Genomic DNA, 18514 nt, shown 5'->3' with positions numbered 1-18514 from the left:
TCCTGTCAGGCTTGGGCGGGGGCGGCGAAGGGCACGTCCAGTGGCGCGGTATCGAAATTGCGCAGCAAATCGATGAGAATCTGCGTGGCCGGGCCCAAGGGTTTGTCCTTGTTGGAGTAAAGGTAGAACAGTGGATGGCGACTGCCACCCTGATCCAGTGGCAGCGGTTTGAGCACGCCTTCGCGCAACTCGCGTTCGATCAAGTGACGGGGTAGCCAGGCAAAGCCCAAGCCACTGCTGACGAATGTCGAGGCGGTCGCCAGGCTACCGACGGTCCAGCGCTGTTCAGCGCCGAGCCAGCCGACATCGCGCGGTTGCGCCCGACCCGAATCACGGATGACCACTTGCAGTTGGCTTTCCAGGTCCTGGAAGCTCAGTTCACGACCCAGACGGTGCAGGCTGTGCTCGGGGTGGGCGACAGCGACGAACTCCACTGAACTGAGTTCAGTGCCCAGGTAGCCGGAAATATTGAAGCCGCTGATGGCAAGGTCAGCGATGCCCTCATGCAGCACTTCTTCAACGCCCGACAGTACTTCCTCGCGCAGACGTACACGACAGCCACGGCTTTGCGGCATGAAGGCGCTCAAGGCACGGACCAGGCGGGCATTGGGATAGGCAGCATCCACGACCAGACGGACTTCGGCTTCCCAGCCTTGTTCCATGTGATGGGCAAGATCTTCCAGCTGGCTGGCCTGCTTGACCAGTTGCCGGGACCGGCGCAGCAGCACATTTCCAGCCTCGGTCAGCACAGCTTTGCGACCATCGATACGCAGCAGCGGCACCCCTAGTTGATCCTGCATGCGTGCGACGGTGTAGCTCACGGACGATTGCGAGCGATGCAGCGCTTCGGCCGCCTGGGCAAAGCCACCGTGGTCGACCACCGCTTGCAGGGTTCGCCACTGATCCAGGGTAACGCGTGGCGCTTTCATCTTCGGCTCCTGTTGTCCTAAGCTGGCGCTCTTTCATGGAGAGCGTCGTATGAAGAAATGTTGTGCTGTATTGCTGGCCCTGCTTCCACTCACCGCGATGGCATACCCAATCGAGGTAGAAAAGAATCTCGAGGGCGTCAAACTCGACTACAACACCTATGACACCGACTACGACATGGGCTCGATGACCTTGAACAACTACGGCGACGTTGCCGCCCAATGCACGGTGCGTTTTCGCAACGGCCCGGAGGCTCCGCGGGTGCGCCGGGTGCTGGTGGAAGCCAAGCAGAGCAAGGACGTCACCGCCAAATTCAACCGCAAGATCATCAAGTTGCGCATCGACCTCAGTTGCAAACCGCAATAGCCTTGCTGTGAATGAGGGTAGTGCACAGGCACAATAAAACAAATTAACTGATAGATTGCACCCAGATTTTACGCTTTTTAATCGATCGGTTACTGAATAATCTTACCTCCATTGACTTACCGCATTCGCCGATGGAGGCAACCCATGTCCCGTGTACTCGTTATCGAAAGCAGCGCCCGCCAGCAGGGCTCGATCTCCCGGCAACTGACCGCTGATTTTGTCAGCCAGTGGCAAGCTGTCCATCCGGCCGACCAGGTCGCCCTGCGCGACCTGGCCGTGAATCCGGTGCCGCATCTGGATGCCAACCTGTTGGGCGGCTGGATGAAGCCTGAGGACCAACGTAACGCAGATGAACTGCAAGCGCTGGCTCGCTCCAACGAGTTGACCGACGAAGTGTTGGCCGCCGATGTGCTGGTGCTGGCAGCACCGATGTACAACTTCACCATTCCGAGCACCTTGAAGGCTTGGCTGGACCACGTGCTGCGCGCTGGCGTTACCTTCAAATACACCGAGACCGGTCCCCAGGGCCTGCTCACCGGTAAAAAGGCTTACGTTCTCACTGCCCGGGGCGGTATCCATGCCGGAGCCACGAGCGATCATCAGGAACCATACCTGCGTCAGGTGATGGCGTTTATCGGTATTCACGATGTGACCTTCATTCACGCCGAGGGCCTGAACCTGGGGGGGGACTTCCACGAGAAAGGCCTGAATCAGGCCAAGGCCCAGCTGGCTGCAGTGGCCTGATCGAACTGAATTTTCCCGCCTGACACCTGTTGCTCCTTTGGGTGTACCTGCCCGGTCAATGACCGGGCTTTTTTGTGGTTCTTTACGCAATCCCCAGGAGTATTATCTTGGGGCTGGGCTGGGCTGGGCTGGGCTGGGCTGGGCTGGGCTGGGCTGGGCTGGGCTGGGCTGGGCTGGGCTGGGCTGGGATTTGATTGGGGGCTTATCCATTCAATGCGGCGCCGCTGTTGGCCCCTTCCGCCCTTACGGCGGGTCCCTTTTGTCTTGGCAAAAGGAACCAAAACCGCTCGCTCCTGCATACGGCCCTACGCTGCGCTTCGGGTCCCCTCGCTACGGCACCTTCCAGGGCCACGCGGCCTACGACTTGCTACGCCAAGTCTACGTCTCGCGTCTTCGGCTAACGCCGAAGGTGCTGCGCACCGCCCCTACAGGCACCTCCACTCGGCCTTCTGAAGTCGCACTCTGCGGCGCCTGAGCTGACGTGCAACAAGATCAAGAGCGTGAGGAGAGCGGGTCACCCACCCACCCCAATCAGAGGGGTATAGCCCCCGGGATTACTTGAAGACCCTTTTTTATGTGTGCTGTCCGGCAGTTGCCGCAGATACCGCGAACGGCTAAGGTCGCCGCCTCTACTGCAAGGGGCACCCATGGGCTATTTATTGATCGTTGCACTGATCCAGGCGTTTTCTTTTAGTCTGATCGGTGAGTACCTGGCTGGCCACGTTGATAGCTATTTCGCCGTGTTGGCGCGGGTGGTGCTGGCTGGACTGGTATTTTTGCCATTGACTCGCTGGCGTCAGGTCGAGCCGCGCTTCATGCGCTCGATGCTGTTGATTGGCGCGCTGCAATACGGCATCACCTATGTTTGTCTGTACTTGAGCTTCCGGGTGCTTACGGTGCCGGAAGTCCTGCTGTTCACCATTCTCACACCGCTGCATGTGACCCTGATTGAAGATGCTTTGAACCGTCGCTTCAATCCCTGGGCGCTGGTGGCGGCTCTGGTGGCCGTGGCGGGCGCGGCGGTGATTCGTTTTGATCGGATCAGCCCGGACTTTTTCATGGGCTTTTTGCTGCTGCAGTTGGCCAACTTCACCTATGCCGCCGGTCAGGTACTGTACCGTCACCTGATCGCTAGAAATCCCAGCGACCTGCCGCATTACCGGCGTTTCGGTTACTTCTACCTGGGTGCCTTGTTGGTGGTGCTGCCTGCGTTTGTGGCGTTCGGCAACAGCCAGCACCTGCCAAGCACCGACGTGCAATGGCTGGTGCTGCTGTTTTTGGGTCTGTGCCCGACGGCATTGGGCTTGTACTGGTGGAACAAGGGCGCGTGTCTGGTTTCCGGCGCGACCCTGGCAGTGATGAACAACCTGCACGTACCGGTGGGGCTGCTGCTCAACTTGCTGATCTGGAATCAGCACGAGCCCCTGGGCAGGTTGTTCATCGGCGGGGCGGTGATTCTGGCGTCCCTATGGCTCGGCCGTCTCGGCACTCAGCGTCCGTTGCAGGCTGGGTTGGGAAGACGGTAACAGGCCGGCACGCAGGTCGTTGCCGCTAGGTTGCTGGTACAGGCTCAGGCCGAATTCCGGCATCACTGCCAACAGGTAGTCGAAGATGTCGCCCTGGATGCGCTCGTAGTCAGCCCATGCGGTGGTGCGGGTGAAGCAGTAGATTTCCAGCGGCACGCCCTGGGCGGTGGTGGCCATTTGGCGGACCATGCAGGTCATGTTCGGCTGGATTTCCGGGTGGCTCTGCAGGTAGGCCAGGGCGTAGGCGCGGAAGGTGCCGATATTGGTCATGCGCCGACGGTTGGCCGACAGTTCGGCGACATTGCCCTGTGCTTCGTTCCAGGCCTTGAGTTCGGCACGCTTGCGGGTGATGTAGTCGGACAACAGCCGAACCTGGCTCAGGCGTTCTTCTTCGGCGTTGTTCAGGAAACGCACGCCGCCGGCGTCGATGAACAGGCTGCGCTTGATACGTCGGCCGCCGGACTGCTGCATGCCGCGCCAGTTCTTGAACGACTCGGACATCAAGCGCCAGGTGGGGATGGAGACGATGGTCTTGTCGAAGTTCTGCACCTTGACGGTATGCAGGGTCATATCCACCACGTCGCCGTCGGCACCGACCTGCGGCATTTCGATCCAGTCGCCGACGCGCAGCATGTCGTTGCTGGTCAGTTGCACGCTGGCGACGAACGACAGCAAGGTGTCCTTGTACACCAACAGGATCACCGCCGACATTGCACCCAGGCCCGACAGCAGCAGCAGCGGCGAGCGGTCGATCAAGGTGGCAACAATGACGATCGCGCCAAATATGAACAGGACCATCTTCGCCAGTTGCACGTAGCCCTTGATCGAGCGCGTGCGGGCATATTCAGTGCGGGCGTAGATGTCCAGCAGGGCATCGAGCAGTGCACTGATCGCCAGCACCAGGAACAGGATGGTGAACGCCAGTGCTACGTTGCCGAGGAAATGCTGGCTGGTGCTGCTGAGCTCCGGCACCAGTTTGAGCCCGAATTGCACAACCAGTGACGGGGTCATTTGCGCCAAACGGTGGAAAACCTTGTTGTGCAGCAGGTCGTGCATCCAATGCAGGGCCGGTTGTCGGCCCAGCAGCTTGACGGCGTGAAGAATCAGAAAGCGTGCCACTCGTCCCAGAACCAGGGCGATGACCAGCAAAATGGTCAGTCCAAGGCCTGCATGCAGCACGGGGTGTTGATCGAGAGTGCCCCAGAGATCGAGGGCGTTTTGCCAGAACTGTTCAATAGCCATGCGGTAGTTGACGTGTCCGAATAGAAAATGAAGGGTTATTAGAGCCCGGAAAGGTGCATCAATGCCAAAAGAAATTCGGCGTAGGCGCTGGAAAACGTTACCCTATACGGCTGAATTTCTGCTCATGCCCGAGGTACACCCGTGTTTTCCCAATTCGCCCTGCACGAACGCCTGCTCAAAGCCGTTGCTGCATTGAACTTCGTAGAGCCGACTCCCGTGCAGGCGGCCGCTATTCCCCTGGCCTTGCAGGGACGTGACCTGCGCGTAACGGCGAAAACCGGTAGTGGCAAGACTGCTGCATTTGTACTGCCTGTGCTCAACCGTCTGGTTGACCTGAAACAAAAACGTGTCGAGATCCGCGCCCTGGTGTTGCTGCCAACCCGTGAGTTGGCTCAGCAGACCCTCAAGGAAATTGAGCGTTTTGCCCAGTTCACCTTCATCAAGGCCGGCATGATCACCGGTGGTGAAGATTTCAAGGAGCAGGCTGCAATGCTGCGCAAGGTGCCGGATATTCTGGTCGGCACCCCAGGCCGCATGCTCGAGCAACTGAATGCCGGCAACCTCAAGCTTGAGCATGTGCAGGTAGTGATTCTTGACGAAGCCGACCGCATGCTCGACATGGGCTTCGCCGAAGACGTCGAGCGCCTGTGCGGCGAGTGCCCGAACCGTGAGCAAACCCTGCTGTTCTCCGCCACCACTGGTGGTGCGGGCTTGCGCGATATGATCGGCAAAGTGCTCAAGGACCCCGAGCACCTGATGCTCAACACTGTCAGCCAGCTCAACGACGGCACCCGTCAGCAAATCATCACTGCCGACCACAACCAGCACAAAGAACAGATCGTCCAATGGCTGCTGGCCAACGAGACCTATCAAAAGGCGATCATCTTTACCAATACCCGGGTCATGGCCGACCGTATCTACGGCCACCTGGTAGCCAAGGACATCAAGGCTTTCGTCCTGCACGGCGACAAAGACCAGAAAGATCGCAAGCTGGCCATCGAACGCCTGAAGCAGGGCGGCGCCAAGGTGCTGGTAGCCACTGATGTGGCGGCCCGTGGTCTGGACGTGGACGGTCTGGATCTGGTCATCAACTTCGACATGCCACGCAGCGGCGACGAGTACGTGCACCGTATCGGTCGTACCGGCCGTGCCGGTAACGAAGGTCTGGCGGTGTCGCTGATCTGTCATGGCGACTGGAACCTGATGTCGAGCATCGAGCGCTACCTGAAACAGAGCTTCGAGCGTCGAGTCATCAAGGAAGTCAAAGGCACCTACAGCGGACCGAAAAAGGTCAAGGCGTCGGGCAAAGCCGCGGGCGTGAAGAAGAAAAAGACCGACAAAAAAGGTGACAAGAAGGTGGTAGCCAAGCGCAAGCCGACCGCCAAGCCAAAGCCGAATGCACCACTGGCAAGCGCTGATGGCCTGGCGCCGTTGAAGCGTCGCAAGCCGGCACCGGCTGCCGAGTAAAGGCGGGCCTCAGGCAGGCGTCAGCCTTGCTGGCGATGCCCGGTATAGCCGGGCATCGCGTACATCGGGCGCTCGCCGGCACCGCCGACGCCTGCACACATTACGGCTTCACACCTTCTTCTCTGCCGATCTCAGCTCTTGCAGCCGCTTGTCGATCAGTTGGCATTTGTCCGGCAGGTCCTTGCTGGCGCTGTCCAGCTTCATGCCTTGCAGCTCGTCATTGATTTCTTTGGCCTTCTGCGGATTCTGCTCCGTCAGTCGGGTAACCTCCTTGGCCAATTCCTCACGCTTTTGCGTGGCTTCTTCAAGTGTGCATGCCCAACTGGGCAGGGCCAGCAACAGGCTAGCGGCGGCGGCAATGTTCAACAGGGTTTTCATCGGCACAGCTCCCTTGGCATGGTTGTGTGGTTGAGCGCCAGAGTGCGCGCAAAGTTCAGTCGAACCGCTGCCGTTGGTGTCGGTCACAACCATACACATCCTTGAGTGAGGCCATGCCGATGAGTAACTACGACTGGGACTTGATCGAACGTTTGTTGCACGAAGTGCAGAACGGTGCCGGTCACAGCTTTACGCCGCGTCCCTACGCTGAGCAGCATGCAGCGGACCTGGCCGCCAAGGGCCAGATGTCGGGTGATCTGGATCATCTGAAGACACGCGCCTGTGAGTATGAAAAGTTGCTGTTTGAGCGCGGCTATATCGAAAGCCGTCCTGAGGAAGAGGGGGGCAATGGCGAGAACTTTGTCCTCACCGCTCGTGGCTCATGCCTGCTCAGCCTGATCGACAGCAGTATTCCGGGCAACGATCACCCACGTGAGGTGCTCGATCAGCAGGAGGATGCACTGGATGAAGCGACCTTCGACGCATTGGCGTCGAAAGCGCAAATTGCCTGAGTGCATACAAGGCTGGTAATGAAGACCGTGGGCCGCTGATAATTGGCGTTGGATCCACAGCTGCCGAGAGTCTGCCATGCCCTTCGCCGATAGCGGGTGCCCGCAATGAGCGCCACCCGCCGTAATACCGATGCCTTTGCTCTGCAAATAATGCTGGTGCTGTGCCTGATCTGGGGCATTCAGCAGGTGATGATCAAGATGGCCGCACCGGATATCGCGCCGGTCATGCAGCAAGCCCTGCGTTCCGGCATGGCAGCGGTGCTGGTGGGGCTGTTGATCTGTTTTCGTGGCGGCTGGGAACAGGTTGCGCACACCTGGCGAGGCGGGCTGTTGGCGGGCGCGCTGTTTGGGGTGGAGTTTTTGTTCATCGCCGAAGGTCTGAAACTGACCTCGGCGGCGCACATGTCAGTGTTTCTTTATACCGCGCCAGTCTTTACCGCCCTGGGCTTGCACCTGCTGTTGCCCAGTGAACGGCTGCGACCGTTGCAATGGTTGGGCATTGTCTTGGCCTTTGCCGGCATCGCCTATGCCTTCGCCGGTGGTGTTTCGCTGTCGGACATGGACAGCCGGATGCTCCTGGGCGACGCGTTTGGTGTGCTGGCAGGCCTGGCCTGGGGGGCAACCACTGTAGTGGTGCGTGCTTCGCGGTTGTCCGAGGCGCCTGCGACGCTGACCTTGTTCTATCAGTTGGCAGTGGGTTTCGTTGGTCTGTTGCTTATCGCCGTCCTGAGTGGACAGGTCACCGATGTTCATTTCACGCCGCTGTCGATTGGTAGCTTGCTGTTCCAAGGGTTGATCGTGTCGTTCTTCAGCTACCTGACCTGGTTCTGGTTGTTACGGCGCTATCTGGCGTCGAACCTGGCGGTGTTTTCCTTTATCACTCCGTTGTTCGGGGTGACCTTTGGTGTGGTGCTTCTGGGCGAGCCTCTGAGCCTGAATTTCGTGCTTGGTGCCGTGATGGTTTTGCTGGGGGTCACCATGGTCAGTGCTGAGCAGTGGGTGCGCCGACGTTTGCGTAGCCTGCTGGGGTAGGTTGCACTCGCCAGAGCAGCGCGCCAGCCAGCAGCAGGCCGCAGCCCGCGATAATCAGCGCGGGCTGCAGGCTCGCGGCGAACTGATGGCTCAGCGCAGCTAGCAGCGGGCCGCTGAGTTGGCCTAGCGCGAAACAGGCGGTCAGAAGGCCGGTGTTGCGCTGGTAGCCCTGGGGCGACAGTTCGCGCAGGCGCTGCATTACCAGCAACATGCACGCTAGAAACGGCGTGCCACAGAGCAATACGCCCATGGCCAGTCCCAGGCCGTTGCCCAGCAGGCAGGCGAACACACCCGCGGCTTGTAGCCAGAGCGTGGCCATCAACCAGCGTGATGTACTGCCCCAACCTGGTCGGCGCAAGCTTGTCAGCACCACCCCCAACGCCGCCGACAGACCGAACCCCGGCCAGAATAGATCTGCCAACCAATGCCCGTGCAGGCGGGCGCTGGCCATTTGCGACATGAACGTGGCTGGGATGATGTAGCCGATGCCGTAAAGCGCATAGATCAGGCCCAGGCGTGTGATCCCGTGGGTCGGCTCTTGCGCTGCTTGAAAGGCACTGGGCGCCGGTGCGGCTTGTGGTCGGGGCAGAAAAGGCACCACTGCCAGCAACATTGCCAGCGCAGCACTAGCGTAGACCAGCCACAGCGAAGCGGCGCCCAGCCCGTAACGGTTGGCAAGCAGCGCCAGCAGGCCGGTGAGCGCGATGCCCAGCCCCGGCCCGGCAAACACCAAGGCACCGAGCCTGGGCCGATTACTGGCGGCGGCCACTTGCTGGCTGAGTGTGGTGAGCATCACCAGTACCCAGGCACTGGCCACGCCCGTGCCGAAACGCAGCACCAAATGGCTGCAGAAACCGTTGGCCCAGAACGAGGCCAGGGTCAACAGCACACACAGCCACAAGCCACCCTGAAGGCGAGCACTCACTTGACGGGGGCGGCGGGCGAACATTGCATCCAGTGCACCTAAGAAGTAGCCCAGGTAATTGGCGGCGGCAATCAGGCCGGCGGCGGTCAGGGTGATCTGGCCTTCGCCAATCAAGTGCGGTAATTGCGGGGTGAGGGCGAAGCGGCCGATACCCATGGCCATCATCAGGGCCACGGCACTGGCGAGCAGGCGGCTATGTGCAGACATGGTCGAGTTCCTCAAAGGGGCTGCAATGACCGTCAGGCTAAGGGTGATTGACTTTCAGTAAAATTGAATAATCATGATTAACTTGTTCTGTTCTGGAGAATAACTTGTGGAGCTCAGTCAGTTGCGTATCTTCCAGGCGGTCGCCGAAGAGGGGTCGATAACCCGCGCTGCGGAGCGCTTGCACCGCGTGCCGTCGAACCTTTCCACGCGCCTGCGGCAACTGGAAGAGCAATTGGGGGTCGAGTTGTTCCGTCGTGAACGCCAACGCCTGCAACTGTCACCGGCCGGCAAAGTGCTGCTCGATTACACCGGGCGCATGCTGGCGCTGCGAGATGAGGCGGTTGCGGCGGTGCAGGGCGGTCAACCAGCGGGCAATTTTGCCCTTGGCACCATGTACAGCACGGCGGCGATACAGCTTCCGGCACTGCTGGCGCGCTATCACAAGGCTTATCCTGCGGTGAACCTGCAAGTCCAGGCCGCTCCCAGTGGCGAACTGCTCGAGGGGCTGGTCAGTGGTCGACTGGATGCTGCCTTGGTGGATGGCCCACTGGCCTTGGCCGGGCTGGATGGCGTGCCGCTGTGCGATGAAACCCTGGTGCTGATTACCGACCCTGATCATCCGCCGGTACTCAGTGCTCAGGATGTGGCTGGGCAGGCCGTATTCACCTTTCGCCAGGGCTGTTCCTACCGGATGCGCCTGGAGGCCTGGTACGCCCACGACCATGCTGCCATGGGCCGAGTCATGGAGATTGAGTCATATCCCAGTATGTTGGCATGCGTGATTGCTGGGGCAGGGGTGGCGTTGATGGCTCAGTCGATGCTCGATAGCTTGCCCGGACGTGAGCGTGTGACGGCGCACCGCTTGCAGACGCCGTTCGATCAGGCAACCACCTGGTTGATGTGGCGCAAGGGTATGTGCGGCGCAAATTTGAGTGCGTGGATCGATCTGCAACAAGGCGAAACAGTTGCGACGGCGACGGAGTGCGCGGTTAGGGCTTGATTAAGGTCAACATCGACCCAAGTTGTAGTCCAAGAGAATGCGTAATGTAAGACATAGGGCTATGATCTGTATGAAGCATCGCAGGATTGAAACGCCGTGCAGGCTGACCCGTGAGGGGGATTTATGAGAAATAATCTGTTCAACTGGCTTCACGACCTGGCAGCGGCTCTGGGTTTGATTCCACCGCCATTGCAGCCGGTGCCGATCCCTACCGATGAAGAGCAGCGCAAACGCCAGCCTCGTCGCTAGCGTCAGGCTTGGGCCGCCGCATCAGGGTGATGCGACGGCCACCGTTGGTCAGGCTCAGGCCAAGTTGACTGCACCCGCCGGGCGGCGAGACATCACGCTTACAACCACAAAGCTGATCAATGCCACCGACAGGCTGTAGTAGATCGGCGTGTTAGCATCCATCCCATCCTTGATCATGAAGGCCAGGGCAGTGACAAAGCCCAGGGTCATGCTGGTGATTGCACCGGCAGTGGTCGCACGCTTCCAGTAGATCGCTCCGATCAGTGGTACCAACATGCCGCCGACCAACAGGTTATAGGCCAGGGTCAGGGCACTGATCACGTCTTCGACAACCAGGGCGATACCCAGCACGGCAATACCGGTGAGGCAGGTGAACAGGCGGTTGATCGCCAGGCTCGACTGCTTGCCACCGCGCAGTTTGGGCAACAGGTCTTCGGTCAGTACAGTCGAAGCTGCCAACAGGCCAGCACTGGCAGTGGACATCATGGCCGCCAGGGCAGCAGCAATTACCAGGCCGCGGATGCCGTCAGGCAGTGCGGATTTGACGATGGCGGCAAAGGCGTTGTTGGCGTTGCTCAGGTCCGGCAGCAGGACATGGGCTGCCATGCCGATGGTTGCACACACCAGACCGTAGATCACACAGTAGATGCCAGCAGTGGTACCAGCGCGCTTGGCGACTTTTTCGTCCCGCGCGGTGAACACCCGTTGCCAGATATCCTGGCCGATCAGAATGCCGAAGAAGTAGATCAGGAAGTAGGTGATGATGGTGTCCCAGCCGATGGTGGTCAGGCTGAAACTTGAAGCCGGCAGCTTGGCTACCAGTTCATCCCAGCCGCCCACGCGGTACAAGCAGATCGGCAGCAGGACAAACATCAGACCGACAGTCTTGATCACGAACTGGACGATGTCGGTCAGGGTCAGCGACCACATGCCGCCAACAGTGGAGTACACCACCACCACGCCGCCGCCCAGAAGAATCGCGGCCCAGAACGGCAATTCGAACAACACTTGCAGCACGGTACCCATGGCCAGGGTCGAGGTCACGGCGATCATCAGCGCATAGGCGAGCATGATCACGGCGCTGGCTTGGCGAGCCATAGGGTTGTAGCGCTGCTCCAGTACCTGAGTCACGGTAAAGATTTTCAAGCGCAGCAGCGGCTTGGCCAAGAATAGGTTCAACGCGATAATACCCAGGCCTAGGGCTGCACACAGCCAGAACCCCGAGATGCCGTAGACGTAGCCCAGTTTTACTGTGCCTACGGTCGAGGCGCCGCCCAAAACGGTAGCCGCCATGGTGCCCATATACAGGTTTGGGCCCAGGTTGCGTCCCGCTACCAGATAGTCTTCATGGGTTTTCGCTTTGCGCATGCCGTACCAGCCCAGCCCGAGCATGCCGGCCGCATAGATCAAGACAACGAATAAGTCTAAGGCCATGGGTGTCTCCGATTATCTTTATTATGGTGAGATCGATCCTGGCGCCAGGCAAGCCTGGCGCCGGTCATTCGTCTACTGCGCAGGCCGCTTGTGCGACCCGGCGATCATGGCTCCTGCCTCGTTGTAGCTCCTTGTGCCTGTCGATCAGCGATGAGCGACACCCGGCAGGACACAGAGCATTTCGTACAGCAGGTTGGCACCGAGCAAGGAGGTGTTGCCGGTGGTGTCGTAGGGGGGGGAGACTTCCACAAGGTCACAACCAATCAGGTCGAGACCCTGGCAGCCACGGATGATTTCCATGGCCTGGATGGTGGTCAGGCCGCCGATTTCAGGGGTGCCGGTGCCAGGCGCCCAGGCCGGGTCGATACCGTCGATGTCGAAGCTCAGATAAACCGGGCCATCGCCCACTTTCTCGCGAACCTCAGCCATCAGCGGGGCCAGGGACTTATGCCAGCATTCTTCGGCCTGAACGACACGGAAGCCCTGCTTGCGGCTCCAGTTGAAGTCTTCGGCGGTATAGCCTTGGGCGCGCAAGCCTATCTGCACTACGCGGTCACAGTCCAGCAGGCCTTCTTCGACGGCGCGGCGGAAGGTGGTGCCATGGGCGATCTTCTCGCCGAACATGTGGTCGTTGACGTCGGCGTGCGCATCGATGTGTACCAGGCCAACCTTGCCATGCTTCTTGTGGATCGCCCGCAGGATCGGCAGGGTGATGGTGTGATCGCCGCCCATGGTCATGGGAATGACGTTGTGTTCGAGGATCTCGTCGTAGGCCTCTTCGATGATCCGTACAGCGTCGAGCAGATTGAAGGTGTTGATCGCTACGTCGCCAATGTCGGCAACCGACAGGGAATCGAACGGGGCAGCGCCAGTGGCCATGTTGTAGGGGCGAATCATCACCGACTCGGCACGGATCTGCCGTGGACCGAAGCGGGTGCCGGAGCGCAGCGAAGTACCAATGTCCAGCGGAATGCCGATGAACGCGGCATCAAGGCCTTCGGCGCTTTGCAGGTGAGGGAGACGGAGCATGGTGGCGATGCCGCCGAAGCGCGGCATTTCGTTGCCGCCCAGTGGTTGGTGAAGAATTTTGTCCACGGTCGGGCCTCATCGGTTCGATTGTTCTAGTTGTTTGAATCTGTCTTGCCGGGGCGATTTAAACCCTGGAACGCTGGCAAGCAGGTGCATTGCCGCAGAGTCTGCAAAAGGTAGTGGGCAAAGAGAATCGCTACAGACAAATACTTAGTTCAGGTTTTTCTAAACTAATACCGTTAAGCTGGTTAGACTTTTCCTACTGCCATCTTCCTGAGTGCTAGCAACCATGGCTTCTGCGGTACCTGACCTGAAACTTCTGCGCATTTTTGTCAGTGTTGTGCGCCATCAAGGCTTCGCCAACGCTCAACGCGAGCTCAACCTTTCCACGTCAGCCATCAGTACCTATATGAGTCAGCTGGAGGCAGCGTTAGGGATTGTCCTGTGCCATCGCGGCCGCGGAGGATTCAGCCTGACCAGTAAAGGTGAGTTGTTTCATCAGGAAACCTTGCGCCTGCTGGCAGAAATCGATGGTTTCGAGCAGTACGCTGCAGCCCTCAAGGGTGAGCTGCGTGGCACGCTGAATTTGGGGGTGATCGACTCGACGGTAGGCGATCGGGCCTTGCCGTTGGCTGAGGCCATCGGTGCCTATAGCCAGGAACATCCCGCGGTGCATTTGCACCTGTCAGTGTCCAGCCCCTATGAGTTGCAGCTGGGCGTCCAGGACAACCGCCTGGACCTGGCGATCGGCGCGTTCTCCACGCGCATGAGCGGGCTGGTCTATCAACCGTTGTACCGCGAACAACACTGGTTGTACTGCAGCAACCGTCACCCGCTGTTCAACGAACGGCGCATTCCCGAACAGGTGATTACCCAGCAGCGTATGGTCGGGCGCGGCTATTGGAGCCAGGCGGAACTCGCTCGCCATGGCTTCAAGCACAGCGCCGCAACGGTGGAAAGTATGGAGGCGCAACTGATCCTGGTGTTATCCGGTGCCTACATCGGTTATTTACCCGAGCACTATGCCCAGGCGTGGGCTGACAAGGGGGATTTGCGCGTGTTGTCACCAGCGACGTTCGGTTATCAGGCGCCGTTTTCCATGATCATTCGGCGGGGCCGCAGCCGGGAACCCTTGATTCAAACCTTCCGCGATTTGCTCAAGGCACAGTTGACCCCGGCATGACCGAACGCTTCAACCGCTGAAGTTCTTTGTTTCCCTACAGGGAAGTGGGTTTTTATCGGGACTGCTGGCACACTTTGTCGGCCCAGGAGAACCCGATGTCCAGAATTCACTGCGAGCGCTGCCTGCGCCCCCAAGCCCATTGCCTTTGCGCGTTGATTCCGTCACTCGAAAGCCGCACGCGTGTGCTGGTGTTGCAGCATCCCAGTGAAGTGCGTCACGCCCTCAATACCGCGAAACTGGCGGCACTTGGTTTGCGTAATGCGCACTTGCGGGTGGGGGAGGTCTTTGACGACCTGGCCGAGTTGATCGACGTGCCGGGGTACCGCAGTGGGTTGCTGTTTCCGGGAGGCGAGGCGCAGCCTTTGCTGGCCTATACCGATATCGCCGATCAACGCCCGTGGCTATTGGTTGTACCCGATGGCACATGGCGCAAGGCAAGTAAGCTTTTGCACCTCAATCCACAATTGGCGGCGCTGCCACGGGTGACATTGGCCGAGGTCCAGCCTTCGCGCTACCGCCTGCGCAAAGCACCGGCAGCAGGGGCACTGTCGACGGTGGAGGCAGTGGTGCAGGCGTTGAATGTGCTCGAGGCGCCGGCCTGTTTCGATGAGTTGCTCAAGCCGTTCGAGGCCCTGATCGAAGGGCAGATTGCAGCAATGGGCCCAGAGACGTATCAGCGCAATCACCTCGAGCAGTAAAAGCAGGCTTGCCCCGCGAGGGGGTTGCGTTGCGGCCTTTTCTATTCAGGCGGCACTGGCCTGATCGCAGGGCCGGGAAATCAGCGCTCGCGCATGGCTTCGGTGCGTGCCTTGAGCACGGGTTTGAGCAGGTAGTCGAGCACGCTTTTGTGTCCTGTGATGATATCTACAGTGGCCGTCATACCAGGAATGATCAGCAACGGCTTTTTGTCTCCGCCCAGGTGGTTTTTGTCGGTGCGCACCTGGATCAGGTAGAAGGAGTTGCCCTTGTCGTCAGTTACGGTATCGGCGCTGATCAGCTCCAACTTGGCCTTGAGCCCGCCATAGATGGTGTAGTCATAGGCGCTGAACTTGACCATTGCCTGTTGCCCGGGGTGCAGGAAGGCAACGTCCTGTGGGCGTACCTTCGCCTCGATCAGCAGGTTGTCCTCCAGGGGCACGATCTCTACCAGATCACTGCCCGGCTGCACGACGCCACCGATGGTGTTGATCTTGAGCAATTTGATGATGCCATGCACTGGCGAGACCACAGTAGTGCGCGAGACGCGGTCATCAATGGCGATGCTTGAGGCGGTAATTTTCGACAGGTCGGTGCGTTTTTCGTTGAGTTCCTTGGCCGCTTCCGAGCGAAAGCCTGCTTCCGATTCTTCAATCTTGCTTTTCATTTCCGCAACCGCCGCCTCTGCCCGGGGAATGGCCAGCGTGGTCGCGTTCAGCGAGCCACGGGCTTCCACGGTGCTGCGTTTAAGGCGAAGAATCTCCACCGGGGAAATGGCGCCAGTACCCACCAGGGGTGTGGACATATTCAGTTCCTGTTGCAGCAGGGCCAGCGCCGAGCGGTATTGCTCGGCCTTGGAACGGAACTCCGCCAGTTCCTGGGTTTTCTGCCGGAGCTGTTCACTGAGTGTCTGCTGCTCGCTGTTCAGGCGCCGTTGCCGGGACTGGTACAGCGACAATTCGTCCTCGGCCACCTGAGGTGCCTTTTTGAGTACTTCCTCAGACACCTGGAACGGGCGGCCCTCGGCTTCGGCAGACAATCGTTCGACCTGGGCGGTCAGGGCATAGCGGTCTGCTTCGCTTTCACCCTTGTTGGATTTGAAACGGGTGTCGTCCAGGCGCAGCAAGGTATCGCCCTTGTTCACCACTTGGCCTTCGCGAACAAAAATTTCAGTGACGATACCGCCTTCAAGGTTCTGGATGACCTGGATCTTGCTCGATGGAATAGCTTTGCCTTCGCCCATGGTGACTTCGTCGAGCACTGCGAACCAGGCCCAGGTCAGGGCTGTGAGCAACAAGGCGGCAGCCAACCATACAGTGATTCGCGACAGACGCGGCGAATCCTGCAATGTGGCGCCGGCCAGATCGGGCATATAGTCGCGCTCTGCAGTCTTGCCGAAACTCTGGAAGTAACTGCGCAAGCCTTGGCTGATAGACATGACTGAACTCCCTAGATGGCCGAACCCACCCGGCCTTTGCGCAGTGCATCGATAACCGCTTCCTTGGGCCCATCGGCCACGACTTTGCCGTTGTCCAGCACCAGCAGCCGGTCAACCAGACTGAGCATCGAGGTGCGGTGGGTAACCAACAGCAACGTCTTACCCTGAACCCAGCCATGCAGACGCTGGCGCAGTTGGTCTTCGCTGGCGTTATCCATATGGCTGGTGGGCTCGTCGAGAATCATGATGGGTGGCTCCAGTAGCATTGCCCGGGCCAGCAGCACCGCTTGGCGTTGCCCGCCGGAGAGCAACTGGCCACGCTCACCCACAGGGCGGTCGAAACCTTGCGGATGCTGACGTGCCAGGTCGCTGACGCCAGTCAGTTCGGCAACTTCAAGCATGCGCGCATCGCTTATGTAGCGCGCGCCGAGGGTGAGGTTGTCGCGCAGGCTACCGGCCAGCAATGGTAAATCATGGGCAACGTAGCCGATCTGGGTGCGCAGGTCAGCGATGTCCAGTTGGCGCAGGTCAAGATTGTCGAGCAGAATTTGCCCTTCGTCAGGGGCGTAGAAGCCCATCATCAAGCGCGCCAGGGTGCTTTTACCCGAGCCGCTACGGCCAATGATGCCGATGCGTTCACCCGGCTTTACGGTGAAACTCACCGCATTGAGGGCGGGGGCGTTCTGACCGGCATAGCGGAAGCTGACATGGCTGACTTCGAGCGCACCGTGCAACTGGGTGCGCTCCAGCGGTTGTTGGCCGGTCTGGCGTTCCTGCGGCAAGGCCATCAAGGCGTCGGTGCTGCGCATGGTCAGTTGCGCCTGCTGGTAGCGTGTGATCAGCCCGGCAATCTGCCCCAGCGGCGCCAACACACGGCTGCCGAGCATGTAGCTTGCAACCAGCGCGCCGACGCTGAGATTCCCGGCGATGATGCTGTAGACACCGGCGACAATCGTCGCCATGCCGCAAAACTGCTGGATGAACAATGTGCCGTTGGTGGCCAGTGCCGACAGGTTGCGGGCGTGGGCGTCGAGTCGAGTCAGGGCACCGTGGGTGCTTTCCCATTGGAACTGACGCTCGCTCTCGGCACTGCAGGCTTTGAGCGTTTCCAGGCCGCCAAGGGTTTCGATCAGCAGGGCCTGGCGCACTGCGCCCAAGGCCAGGCTTTTTTCCACGGTATCGCGCAGCCGTACCTGGATGAGCAGGGCAAAGATAATGGTCACTGGAAAGGCGATCAGGGGAATTACCACCAACCAGCCACCCAGCAGGCCGATAACCACCAACATCAACACCACGAACGGCAAGTCGATGACGCTGGTAAGGGTTACTGCGGTGAGAAATTCGCGCAGCCCCTGGAAGTCGTGGATGCTTTGAGCAAAGCCGCCAATAGTGGCGGGGCGTGCTTTCATCGACATGCCAGTGATGCGCTCGAACAAGGTCGCCGAAAGAATCAAATCGGTCTTTTTCCCGGCCTGATCCAAAAGATGAGCGCGCACCACCCGCAGGATCAGCTCGAACAGGGTGCCGATCAGCAGGCCAGCCACCAGCACCCACAAAGTCGAGATAGCCTGGTTGGGCACCACCCGATCATAGGTCTGCATGACAAACAGCGGCACCATGAGACCCAGCAGGTTGATCAGCAGGCTGGCCAACACCGCATCACTGTAAAGCCAGCGCGACAGTTTCAAGGTGTCGCGGAACCAGGCATTGACCCGTGGCATCAAGGGTGTGCGCAGGTCTTCGAGCTCATGGCGGGGGCGGGCAAACAAAGCTTCGCCGCTATAGGCCTGGGCCAGTTCCTCACGGCTGACCCATTGCTCACCGCCTTCGGCCTCGCTGGGCAGGATCAACGCCTGATCATTCTCGCCCCAGCGTCGCAGCACCGCGCAACGACCCTCCTTGAGCAGCAGCAGCACCGGTAGATTGAGCGCGGAAATCGCGTTCAACTCTCGGCGCAGCACACGTGCCTGTAAGCCGGCACGCGCGGCAGCGCGTGGCAGCAGGTCAGGAATCAACCGCTGTTGCGCCAGCGGCAGCCCGGCGCTCAGGCCGGCACGGCTGAGCGTGCAACCATGCAGCTTGCAGAGAATCAGCAATCCATCGAGTAACGGGTCATCGAAACTCTGGCGCGGATCCGCCGCCGAGCTCGCAGGTTGCAT

At 59.8% G+C, this 18514-nt stretch carries 18 protein-coding genes; 10 read left to right on the top strand and 8 right to left on the bottom strand.

Going from position 1 to position 18514, the window contains the following annotated elements; genetic code table 11:
- Nucleotides 1-5: 5 nt before the first annotated feature.
- The gene (locus D3Z90_RS19840) at nucleotides 6-929 is read right to left on the bottom strand and encodes a LysR family transcriptional regulator (RefSeq protein WP_136477629.1); all 924 of its coding nucleotides are present in this window, start codon (nucleotides 927-929) and stop codon (nucleotides 6-8) included.
- A 49-nt stretch (nucleotides 930-978) separates the two neighbouring features.
- Between D3Z90_RS19840 and D3Z90_RS19835 the strand changes: the two genes are divergently transcribed.
- From D3Z90_RS19835 to D3Z90_RS19820, 3 genes are all read left to right on the top strand, one after another.
- Nucleotides 979-1293 carry a 3-phosphoglycerate kinase gene (locus D3Z90_RS19835; RefSeq protein WP_136477628.1) on the top strand — a complete coding sequence of 105 codons (315 nt, stop codon included), beginning with the start codon at nucleotides 979-981 and terminating at the stop codon, nucleotides 1291-1293.
- 144 nt (nucleotides 1294-1437) lie between these two features.
- Entirely contained in the window at nucleotides 1438-2037 is a 600-nt protein-coding gene (locus D3Z90_RS19830; RefSeq protein WP_136477627.1) for an FMN-dependent NADH-azoreductase, read from the top strand.
- 647 nt (nucleotides 2038-2684) lie between these two features.
- Nucleotides 2685-3563, top strand: a complete 879-nt coding sequence (locus D3Z90_RS19820; protein ID WP_136477626.1) for a carboxylate/amino acid/amine transporter — start codon at nucleotides 2685-2687, stop codon at nucleotides 3561-3563.
- Here the strand turns inward: D3Z90_RS19820 and D3Z90_RS19815 are convergent.
- The gene (locus D3Z90_RS19815; protein ID WP_136477625.1) at nucleotides 3504-4805 is read right to left on the bottom strand and encodes a mechanosensitive ion channel family protein; all 1302 of its coding nucleotides are present in this window, start codon (nucleotides 4803-4805) and stop codon (nucleotides 3504-3506) included. The two genes, D3Z90_RS19820 and D3Z90_RS19815, sit on opposite strands and share 60 nt — an antisense overlap.
- A 141-nt stretch (nucleotides 4806-4946) precedes the next feature.
- Here D3Z90_RS19815 and D3Z90_RS19810 point away from each other — a divergent pair, with 141 nt between their 5' ends.
- Complete coding sequence (locus D3Z90_RS19810; RefSeq protein ID WP_136477624.1) at nucleotides 4947-6272, top strand: DEAD/DEAH box helicase; 1326 nt, start codon at nucleotides 4947-4949, stop codon at nucleotides 6270-6272.
- 108 nt (nucleotides 6273-6380) lie between these two features.
- Here the strand turns inward: D3Z90_RS19810 and D3Z90_RS19805 are convergent, their stop codons facing one another.
- Nucleotides 6381-6650, bottom strand: coding sequence for a hypothetical protein (locus tag D3Z90_RS19805; RefSeq protein ID WP_136477623.1), 270 nt, complete (start codon nucleotides 6648-6650; stop codon nucleotides 6381-6383).
- A gap of 119 nt (nucleotides 6651-6769) precedes the next feature.
- On the opposite strand from D3Z90_RS19805, the gene D3Z90_RS19800 reads away from it, so the two are divergent.
- Both D3Z90_RS19800 and D3Z90_RS19795 read left to right on the top strand, forming a co-directional pair.
- Nucleotides 6770-7162, top strand: coding sequence for a transcriptional regulator (locus tag D3Z90_RS19800; RefSeq protein ID WP_136477622.1), 393 nt, complete (start codon nucleotides 6770-6772; stop codon nucleotides 7160-7162).
- A 105-nt stretch (nucleotides 7163-7267) separates the two neighbouring features.
- The gene (locus D3Z90_RS19795) at nucleotides 7268-8194 is read left to right on the top strand and encodes a DMT family transporter (RefSeq protein ID WP_136477621.1); all 927 of its coding nucleotides are present in this window, start codon (nucleotides 7268-7270) and stop codon (nucleotides 8192-8194) included.
- On the opposite strand, the gene D3Z90_RS19790 is transcribed toward D3Z90_RS19795, so the two are convergent.
- Nucleotides 8145-9326, bottom strand: coding sequence for a YbfB/YjiJ family MFS transporter (locus D3Z90_RS19790; RefSeq protein WP_136477620.1), 1182 nt, complete (start codon nucleotides 9324-9326; stop codon nucleotides 8145-8147). The genes D3Z90_RS19795 and D3Z90_RS19790 overlap by 50 nt on opposite strands.
- Before the next feature lie 106 nt (nucleotides 9327-9432).
- Between D3Z90_RS19790 and D3Z90_RS19785 the strand changes: the two genes are divergently transcribed.
- Nucleotides 9433-10326 (top strand): LysR family transcriptional regulator, encoded by an 894-nt coding sequence (locus D3Z90_RS19785; RefSeq protein ID WP_136477619.1) that lies wholly within the window; start codon nucleotides 9433-9435, stop codon nucleotides 10324-10326.
- Nucleotides 10327-10449: 123 nt separating this feature from the next.
- Nucleotides 10450-10575, top strand: coding sequence for a PA1414 family protein (locus tag D3Z90_RS27160; protein ID WP_256205393.1), 126 nt, complete (start codon nucleotides 10450-10452; stop codon nucleotides 10573-10575).
- A gap of 54 nt (nucleotides 10576-10629) precedes the next feature.
- On the opposite strand, the gene D3Z90_RS19780 is transcribed toward D3Z90_RS27160, so the two are convergent.
- Both D3Z90_RS19780 and speB read right to left on the bottom strand, forming a co-directional pair.
- A complete protein-coding gene (locus tag D3Z90_RS19780; protein ID WP_136477618.1) occupies nucleotides 10630-12009 on the bottom strand; it encodes a sodium:solute symporter in 1380 nt (459 codons plus the stop codon).
- 144 nt (nucleotides 12010-12153) lie between these two features.
- Entirely contained in the window at nucleotides 12154-13104 is a 951-nt protein-coding gene (gene speB, locus D3Z90_RS19775; protein ID WP_136477617.1) for an agmatinase, read from the bottom strand.
- A gap of 223 nt (nucleotides 13105-13327) precedes the next feature.
- Here speB and D3Z90_RS19770 point away from each other — a divergent pair, with 223 nt between their 5' ends.
- Together D3Z90_RS19770 and D3Z90_RS19765 are read left to right on the top strand one after the other, a co-directional pair.
- On the top strand, nucleotides 13328-14221 hold the full coding sequence (locus D3Z90_RS19770) for a LysR family transcriptional regulator (protein ID WP_136477616.1): 894 nt from the start codon (nucleotides 13328-13330) through the stop codon (nucleotides 14219-14221).
- 95 nt (nucleotides 14222-14316) lie between these two features.
- Nucleotides 14317-14919: a tRNA-uridine aminocarboxypropyltransferase gene (locus tag D3Z90_RS19765; RefSeq protein ID WP_136477615.1), complete on the top strand. Its 603-nt coding sequence runs from the start codon at nucleotides 14317-14319 to the stop codon at nucleotides 14917-14919.
- 80 nt (nucleotides 14920-14999) lie between these two features.
- Here D3Z90_RS19765 and D3Z90_RS19760 read toward each other — a convergent pair whose 3' ends face one another.
- Together D3Z90_RS19760 and D3Z90_RS19755 are read right to left on the bottom strand one after the other, a co-directional pair.
- Entirely contained in the window at nucleotides 15000-16355 is a 1356-nt protein-coding gene (locus D3Z90_RS19760; RefSeq protein ID WP_136477614.1) for an HlyD family type I secretion periplasmic adaptor subunit, read from the bottom strand.
- A gap of 11 nt (nucleotides 16356-16366) precedes the next feature.
- Nucleotides 16367-18514 (bottom strand): type I secretion system permease/ATPase, encoded by a 2148-nt coding sequence (locus tag D3Z90_RS19755; RefSeq protein WP_371922328.1) that lies wholly within the window; start codon nucleotides 18512-18514, stop codon nucleotides 16367-16369.

Source organism: Pseudomonas sp. DG56-2 (assembly GCF_004803755.1).
Lineage (GTDB): Bacteria > Pseudomonadota > Gammaproteobacteria > Pseudomonadales > Pseudomonadaceae > Aquipseudomonas > Aquipseudomonas auratipiscis.
This window is presented reverse-complemented; position numbering and strand designations above follow the sequence as displayed.

Excerpts from the sequence above, each read along its gene's own strand:
- D3Z90_RS19840 (WP_136477629.1), bottom strand. The coding sequence starts at position 929 with ATGAAAGCGCCACGCGTTACCCTGGATCAGTGGCGAACCCTGCAAGCG.
- D3Z90_RS19835 (WP_136477628.1), top strand. The coding sequence starts at position 979 with ATGAAGAAATGTTGTGCTGTATTGCTGGCCCTGCTTCCACTCACCGCG.
- D3Z90_RS19830 (WP_136477627.1), top strand. The coding sequence starts at position 1,438 with ATGTCCCGTGTACTCGTTATCGAAAGCAGCGCCCGCCAGCAGGGCTCG.
- D3Z90_RS19820 (WP_136477626.1), top strand. The coding sequence starts at position 2,685 with ATGGGCTATTTATTGATCGTTGCACTGATCCAGGCGTTTTCTTTTAGT.
- D3Z90_RS19815 (WP_136477625.1), bottom strand. The coding sequence starts at position 4,805 with ATGGCTATTGAACAGTTCTGGCAAAACGCCCTCGATCTCTGGGGCACT.
- D3Z90_RS19805 (WP_136477623.1), bottom strand. The coding sequence starts at position 6,650 with ATGAAAACCCTGTTGAACATTGCCGCCGCCGCTAGCCTGTTGCTGGCC.
- D3Z90_RS19800 (WP_136477622.1), top strand. The coding sequence starts at position 6,770 with ATGAGTAACTACGACTGGGACTTGATCGAACGTTTGTTGCACGAAGTG.
- D3Z90_RS19795 (WP_136477621.1), top strand. The coding sequence starts at position 7,268 with ATGAGCGCCACCCGCCGTAATACCGATGCCTTTGCTCTGCAAATAATG.
- D3Z90_RS19790 (WP_136477620.1), bottom strand. The coding sequence starts at position 9,326 with ATGTCTGCACATAGCCGCCTGCTCGCCAGTGCCGTGGCCCTGATGATG.
- D3Z90_RS27160 (WP_256205393.1), top strand. The coding sequence starts at position 10,450 with ATGAGAAATAATCTGTTCAACTGGCTTCACGACCTGGCAGCGGCTCTG.
- D3Z90_RS19780 (WP_136477618.1), bottom strand. The coding sequence starts at position 12,009 with ATGGCCTTAGACTTATTCGTTGTCTTGATCTATGCGGCCGGCATGCTC.
- D3Z90_RS19770 (WP_136477616.1), top strand. The coding sequence starts at position 13,328 with ATGGCTTCTGCGGTACCTGACCTGAAACTTCTGCGCATTTTTGTCAGT.
- D3Z90_RS19765 (WP_136477615.1), top strand. The coding sequence starts at position 14,317 with ATGTCCAGAATTCACTGCGAGCGCTGCCTGCGCCCCCAAGCCCATTGC.
- D3Z90_RS19760 (WP_136477614.1), bottom strand. The coding sequence starts at position 16,355 with ATGTCTATCAGCCAAGGCTTGCGCAGTTACTTCCAGAGTTTCGGCAAG.
- D3Z90_RS19755 (WP_371922328.1), bottom strand. The coding sequence starts at position 18,514 with ATGCAACCTGCGAGCTCGGCGGCGGATCCGCGCCAGAGTTTCGATGAC.